The sequence below is a fragment of the Deinococcus rhizophilus genome, from assembly GCF_030271215.1.
Taxonomy (GTDB): Bacteria; Deinococcota; Deinococci; order Deinococcales; family Deinococcaceae; genus Deinococcus; species Deinococcus rhizophilus.
On the sequence record NZ_JASNGB010000211.1, the window covers coordinates 1 to 4669 of the forward strand.

Here is a 4669-nt window from a genome sequence, read left to right on the forward strand (position 1 = left end):
CGGGCGAGGATGTTGCGGCCTGCCTTGGTCTTCATGCGGGCGCGGGCGGCGGGGTCAGGCGGCTCTCGATGGCGCGGGCGTGGGCCTCCAGGCCCTCGGCGCGGGCGAGCACGGCGGCGGCGGGACCGATGCGGCGCAGCGTCTCCTCGCGCACGCCCACCACCGAGATGATCGTCTGGAAGTCGCGCACGTTGACCGGGCTCATGAAACGGGCGGTGCCCCCGGTCGGCATCACGTGGCTGGGTCCGGCCACGTAGTCTCCCAGCGCCTCCATGCTCGCCTCGCCTACAAAAACCCCCCCGGCGCGGCGCACCCCGTCCAGCAGCCTTCCTGGGTCACGGGTGAGCAGGCAGAGGTGCTCGGGCGCGTACAGGCTGGACAGGTCCAGCGCTTCCGCGAGATCGGCGGCGAGGACGATCTTCATCCGGCTCAGCACGCTGTCGCGCGCCCAGCTGCGGTTCGGCTCGGGCAGGGCTTCGAGCTGGGCGTCGAGCTGGGTCTGCACCTCGATCAGCAGCTCCCGGCTGGTGGACACCAGGACGGGTTCGGCCCCCAGATGCTCGGCCTGCGCGAGCAGATCGGCGGCCACGAAGCGGGGGGAAGCGCTGTCGTCGGCCACCACCAGCGTCTCGGTCGGCCCCGGCAGGCTCTCGATGCCCACCGCGCCGAAGACCATCCGCTTGGCGATCACCACGAACAGGTTCCCCGGCCCCGCGATCTTGTCCACGCCGGGCACGCTGGCGGTGCCGTAGGCGAGCGCCCCGATCGCCTGCGCCCCGCCCACCCGGAAGACCCGCGTGATGCCCAGTTCGCGGGCGGCCACCAGAATCGCGGGGTGAACGGTGCCGTCACGGCTGGGCGGCGTCGTCACCACGATCTCGGGCACGCCCGCCACCTGCGCGGGCACCGCCGTGTGAATCAGGGTGGAGACCAGCGGCGCGAGGCCGCCGGGCACGTACACGCCCACCCGCGAGAGCGGGCGCACGAGTTGCCCCAGCGTGCCCTCCGGTCCCTCCTGCATGAAGCCGTGCGCGGGCTGCTCTTCGTAGAAGGCCCGCACCCGCCGGATGGCGAGCCGGACGGCCTCGTGCAGTTCGGGTTCGATCTGCGCGGCTTCCAGCTCGCCCCCGGAGACCTCCAGCGCCTCGGGGCGGTGGCCGTCCAGCCGCCCGGTCCAGTCGCGCAGGGCGTCGTCGCCGCGCGCACGGACGTCGGCCAGGATGCGCGAGACGACCTCCTCGGGGGTCAGTGGTTCGCCAAAGGTCTGTTCGATGCGGGCCAGGACGCTCTGCGGCACCGGGATCTTGGCGAAGGTTCGGGTCAGGGCCGCGCGGGCGACGTCGCCTTGAAGGACTTGCATGGGGAGACTCCTGGGTGGGGGTGGGAAGAGGAGAGGAACTCGGACCGGCGTCATCTTGCCCAGGACGGACGGCCCACTTCCCAGGGCTGCCTAACCCGCCCGCCGCCGTCGGCGTTCAGGCTGCGGCTTTCTCGGCGGCTCGGTGACCGCGTCCAGCGGCCCGAAGTCGGTGGGCTGAATCAGGCGCAGCAACCGGTGGGGGGGCGCGGCCTCCACGAACACGTAAGCGCCGCCGGGCCGCAGCAGGTAAGCGCGGGCCGGGGTCTCGCCCACCGCCGTGTCGGGCAGCCGCTGCACGAGGACGTGTCCCCCCGCCATCTGCACGGTGGCCCGCTCCGCGCCCTCCAGCCCGCGCAGCCACACCAGCAGCGAGACGGGATCGTGGTGCTCGGTGGTCAGCGGCGCGGTGGCCTCGTCGCGGCCCTGCCTCAGCGTGACCAGCCCCGAGCGGCGGTCGAAGGTCGTCTCGAAGCTCGCGCGGCCTTTGCCGTCGCCCTCGGCGTAGTGCAGGCTGGTGAGCAGGCGGGGATGCATCCGGCTCTGCTGCACCCGCCGCAGCTCGGGCAGCACCCCGCCGAAGTCGGTCTGCACCCGCGCGACCAGCGCCCCGCGCTCCGGGTGCAGCGTCCATTCCTGCGATCCCGCGAAGCGCCCGCCCAGCAGCAGTGTGAGGCTGAACCCCTCCGGGCCGGGGCGAAAGGCCGGGACCGCCTCCTGCGGGGTCAGTCCTTCAGCCGCGTCCNTCCATTCCTGCGATCCCGCGAAGCGCCCGCCCAGCAGCAGTGTGAGGCTGAACCCCTCCGGGCCGGGGCGAAAGGCCGGGACCGCCTCCTGCGGGGTCAGTCCTTCAGCCGCGTCCAGAAGCTCTCACCCGGCCCATTCCTGTCGGCCCCCAGCGCCTGGGCCACGGTCGCCCCCACGTCCGCGAAGGTGGCCCGCTCGCCCAGGTCCACCGCCCCCGTCAGGCCGGGGTGCCAGCCCAGCAGCAGCCCGTGCTCGCGGGTGTGGTCGGTGCCGTGCCAGGTGGGGTCGTTGCCGTGGTCGGACACGAGGATCAGCGCCCCATCCTCCGGCACGGCGGCCAGCAGCTCCGGCAGCGCCGAGTCGAACTCGGCGAGCGCCGCGCTGTACCCGGCGGGGTCGCGGCGGTGCCCGAACTTCGCGTCGAAGTCCACGAGGTTGGTGAAGATCAGCCCGTCGCCGCCCTGCCGCATCCGCGCGAGCGTCTTGCGGATGCCGTCCGCGTTGCTGTCGGTGTGAATCTCCTGGGTGAAGCCCTGGTGCGCGTAGATGTCGGGAATCTTGCCGATGCCCACCACATCACGCCCGGCGTCCTTCAGCGCGTCCAGCACGGTGCGCGGGGGCACCAGCGAGTAGTCCTTGCGGTGCTCGTTCGCCCGCTCGAAGGGATGCTCTCCCCGGAAGGGCCGGGCGATCACCCGCGCGACGGCAAATTCGCCCTGCAGAATCTCGCGGGCCGCCTCGCACCACGCGTACAGCGTCTCCAGCGGCACCACGTCCTCGTGCGCGGCGATCTGGAACACGCTGTCGGCGCTGGTGTACACGATGGGAAAGCCCGTTCGCAGGTGCTCCTCCCCGTAGTCCCGGATCACGTCGGTGCCGCTGTAGGGCCGGTTGCACAGGTGCCCGCGTCCGGTCGCCGCGTCAAAGCGGTCCATCACGGCAGGCGGAAAGCCCTCGGGAAACACCTGAAAGGCGTGCTGGAGCTGCACGCCCATGAATTCCCAGTGGCCGGTCGAGGTGTCCTTGCCGGGGCTGACCTCGCGCATCCGGCCGTGGGCGCCCGTCACCTCGCCCGCCGGAAGGGTCTGCGGGGAGGTCTGCACGGTGGGAATGCGCGATAGGCCCAGCCGCGCGAGGTGGGGGAGGTGAACCGGTGCGGCCGTGAGCGTGTGGTTGAGGGTGTGGGCACCCACGTCCCCGAAGGCGGCGGCGTCAGGCAACTCGCCCACGCCGACAGAATCCAGAACGATGAGGGTCAGCAGCATGGGGGTAGTGTACGGCGGCGCCGTCCGCCTCAGCCCGGGCGCATGGCGAGACATTCCGACCGGATTGGCTCAATCCCCATCTCTCCGGTGCCTCCGCACTCTTCGTCGCCCCCCTCACCCCCGCCCCCGTGACCCCCGTGCTACGCTCGCAGGCGTGACCGCGCCCGCCTCCCTTTCCGTCCCGCACGGCGTCCAGATCGACTTTCAGCGGCCCGAGCTGCGGGCCGAGGGCCTGCGCAAGAGCTACGGGCGGCGGGCGGTGGTGCGCGGGGCCGACTTCACGGTGCGGCCCGGCGAGATCGTGGCGCTGTTCGGGCCCAACGGGGCGGGCAAGACGACCTCCTTTTACATGCTGGTGGGCTTTATCCGGCCGGGCGGGGGCCGCATCACCTTGGGAGACCGCGACGTGACCCGGCTGCCCATGCACGAGCGGGCGCGGCTGGGGCTGGGGTATCTGCCGCAGGAACCCAGCGCCTTTCGCAAACTGACCGCGCGGGACAACCTCCTCGCCATCCTGGAATACCAGGGCCTGCCCCGCGCCGAACAGGAAGCCCGCGCCGACGCGCTGCTGGCCGAGTTCGGGCTGACCGCGCTGGCCGGGAACTATGCCTACCAGCTGTCGGGCGGCGAGCGGCGGCGGCTGGAACTCGCCCGGGCGCTCACCACCGATCCCGACTACCTGCTGCTCGACGAGCCCTTTACCGGCGTGGACCCCAAGAGCATCCGCGAGATTCAGCGCCTGATCCGCGAACTGCGCGACCGCCGGGGCATCGGGGTCTTTATCACCGACCACAACGTGCGCGAGACCATCGCGCTGACCGACCGCGTCTACCTGATGTTCGACGGGGAAGTGAAGTTCGAGGGCACCCCCCAGGAGTTCGGGGCCGACGAGGACGCCCGGCGCCACTACCTCGGCGACGACTTCGAGCTGTAGGCAGAGGGGGCTGAAGGCGCGTGCTGTGGCTGTTCCTGCCCTTCGTGGTGCTGCTCGCGGGCGTGGTCGCGTATTCCGCCGACACCATTGCCCGCAAGGTGGGGCGCAAGCACCTGCGCCTCTTCGGGCTGCGGCCCAAGAGCACGGCGCTGCTGGTGGCGGTGCTGTCGGGCATGGGCATCAGCGCGGCGAGCCTGGGGGCTTTCTTGCTGCTCAACCGCTCCGCCGTGAACACCATCGCGCAGGCCGACCAGCTCCGGCCCCAGATCAACGCCCTGCGCGAGGAGGTCGAGGGTGTGCAGGCCGAGCTCGGGGCCGCCCAGCGCGAGCGCGACGAGGCGCGGCGGGCAGCCGAGGCCCTCCAGC

5 protein-coding genes are annotated in these 4669 nt (G+C 71.9%); 2 read left to right on the top strand and 3 right to left on the bottom strand.

Going from position 1 to position 4669, the window contains the following annotated elements; all coding sequences use genetic code 11:
* Positions 1-31: 31 nt before the first annotated feature.
* The 3 genes from hisD to QOL99_RS15190 form a co-directional block, all read right to left on the bottom strand.
* Entirely contained in the window at positions 32-1360 is a 1329-nt protein-coding gene (gene hisD, locus QOL99_RS15180; RefSeq protein WP_285525057.1) for a histidinol dehydrogenase, read from the bottom strand.
* Between the two features lie 90 nt (positions 1361-1450).
* Entirely contained in the window at positions 1451-1951 is a 501-nt protein-coding gene (locus QOL99_RS15185; protein ID WP_326522592.1) for a hypothetical protein, read from the bottom strand.
* Between the two features lie 248 nt (positions 1952-2199).
* A complete protein-coding gene (locus QOL99_RS15190; RefSeq protein WP_285525058.1) occupies positions 2200-3369 on the bottom strand; it encodes a phosphopentomutase in 1170 nt (389 codons plus the stop codon).
* Between the two features lie 154 nt (positions 3370-3523).
* On the opposite strand from QOL99_RS15190, the gene lptB reads away from it, so the two are divergent.
* Together lptB and QOL99_RS15200 are read left to right on the top strand one after the other, a co-directional pair.
* Positions 3524-4303, top strand: coding sequence for an LPS export ABC transporter ATP-binding protein (gene lptB / locus QOL99_RS15195; RefSeq protein WP_326522593.1), 780 nt, complete (start codon positions 3524-3526; stop codon positions 4301-4303).
* A 20-nt stretch (positions 4304-4323) separates the two neighbouring features.
* On the top strand, positions 4324-4669 hold a 346-nt coding region (locus QOL99_RS15200), incomplete at its 3' end, for a DUF3084 domain-containing protein (RefSeq protein WP_285525059.1).